The sequence below is a fragment of the Nonomuraea sp. NPDC049695 genome, from assembly GCF_040674955.1.
Taxonomy (GTDB): Bacteria; Actinomycetota; Actinomycetes; order Streptosporangiales; family Streptosporangiaceae; genus Nonomuraea; species Nonomuraea helvata.
In genome coordinates this window covers 1-1747 of record NZ_JBFANV010000222.1, presented here as the reverse complement: position 1 = coordinate 1747, position 1747 = coordinate 1, and the positions used below count along the sequence as shown (strand labels likewise).

Here is a 1747-nt window from a genome sequence, read left to right as displayed (position 1 = left end):
GTGACTACCTCGCTCGCGGACGTCGCCTCGTCCGACGCGGCGCTGCGAGCTTTCCTGCACGGCCTGCCCGGGGTTGACCGGGTCGGCGCGGACCAGCGGGCGGCGATGCTGGGCACCCGTTCGATCAAGACCACGGCCAAGGCACAGGCGATCGACCTGGCCATCTCCATGGTCGACCTGACGACCCTTGAAGGGGCGGACACGACCGGGAAGGTGCGCGCGATGTGCACCAAGGCCGTGCGTCCCGGCGGCGGCGCTCCCCGGGTGGCGGCCGTGTGCGTCTATCCCGACCTGGTGGCGGTGGCCGCCGAGGCGGTGCGCGGTTCGGGGGTGAAGGTGGCCTCCGTGGCCACGGCGTTCCCGAGCGGGCGCTCCTCCCTGGAGGTCAAGGTGAGCGACACCGCGCTGGCGGTGGCGGCCGGCGCCGACGAGATCGACATGGTGATCGATCGCGGCGCGTTCCTGTCCGGCCAGTACATGAAGGTGTTGGAGGAGATCGTCGCGGTCAAGGCCGCGTGCGGCCCGGCGCACCTCAAGGTGATCCTGGAGACCGGCGAGCTGGCCACCTACGACAACGTGCGGCGGGCGTCCTGGCTGGCGATGCTGGCCGGCGCCGACTTCATCAAGACCTCCACGGGCAAGGTGTCGCCGGCCGCGACGCCGCCGGTGACGCTGATCATGCTGGAGGCGGTGCGCGACTTCCGCGAGGCGACCGGCCGCCAGGTGGGCGTGAAGCCCGCGGGCGGCATCCGCACGACCAAGGACGCCATCAAGAACCTCGTCCTGGTCCACGAGACGGCCGGCGATGACTGGCTGACCCCCGAGTGGTTCCGGCTGGGCGCTTCGTCGCTGCTGAACGACCTGCTCATGCAGCGCGAGAAGCTGGCCACCGGCCGCTATGCCGGCCCCGACTACTTCACTCTGGACTGATGATGGCGATCTTCGAGTACGCACCCGCGCCCGAGTCGCGCGACGTCGTCGACATCAAGGCGTCGTACGGGCTGTTCATCGACGGCGAGTTCACCGACGGCTCCGGTGCCCCGTTCAAGACGATCAACCCCGCGACCGAGGAGACGCTGGCTGAGGTCGCCACCGCCTCCTCCGACGATGTCGACCGGGCCGTGCAGGCCGCGCGTAAGGCGTTCGGCGTCTGGAGCGCGCTGCCCGGCGCCGAGCGGGCCAAATATCTCTTCCGGATCGCGCGGATCATCCAGGAGCGGGCCCGTGAGCTGGCCGTGCTGGAGTCGCTCGACAACGGCAAGCCGATCCGCGAGTCGCGCGATGTGGACCTGCCGCTGGTGGCGGCCCACTTCTTCTACTACGCGGGCTGGGCCGACAAGCTCGAATACGCAGGGTTCGGGACGAAGCCGCTGGGTGTGGCCGGGCAGGTCATCCCGTGGAACTTCCCGCTGCTCATGCTGGCCTGGAAGATCGCTCCGGCGCTGGCCTGCGGCAACACGGTGGTGCTCAAGCCGGCCGAGACGACCCCGCTGACCGCGCTGCTGTTCGCCGACATCTGCCGGCAGGCCGATCTGCCGCCTGGTGTGGTGAACATCGTCACCGGCGCGGGCGAGACCGGCGCGGCCGTGGTGGGCCATCCCGACGTCGACAAGGTGGCTTTCACCGGCTCGACCGAGGTCGGCCGGATCATCGCCCGCGCGGTGGCGGGCACCGACAAGAAGCTGACCCTGGAGCTGGGCGGCAAGGCGGCCAACATCGTGTTCGAGGACGCCGCCATCGACCAGGC

General features: G+C 70.2%; 2 protein-coding genes. Both read left to right on the top strand.

All coding sequences use genetic code 11. From position 1 onward, the window contains the following. Positions 1-930 carry a deoxyribose-phosphate aldolase gene (gene deoC / locus AB0J64_RS57175; RefSeq protein WP_364047214.1) on the top strand — a complete coding sequence of 310 codons (930 nt, stop codon included), beginning with the start codon at positions 1-3 and terminating at the stop codon, positions 928-930. A gap of 2 nt (positions 931-932) precedes the next feature. Further along, a partial coding sequence (locus AB0J64_RS57170; protein ID WP_364047211.1) for an aldehyde dehydrogenase family protein occupies positions 933-1747 on the top strand: 815 nt, incomplete at its 3' end.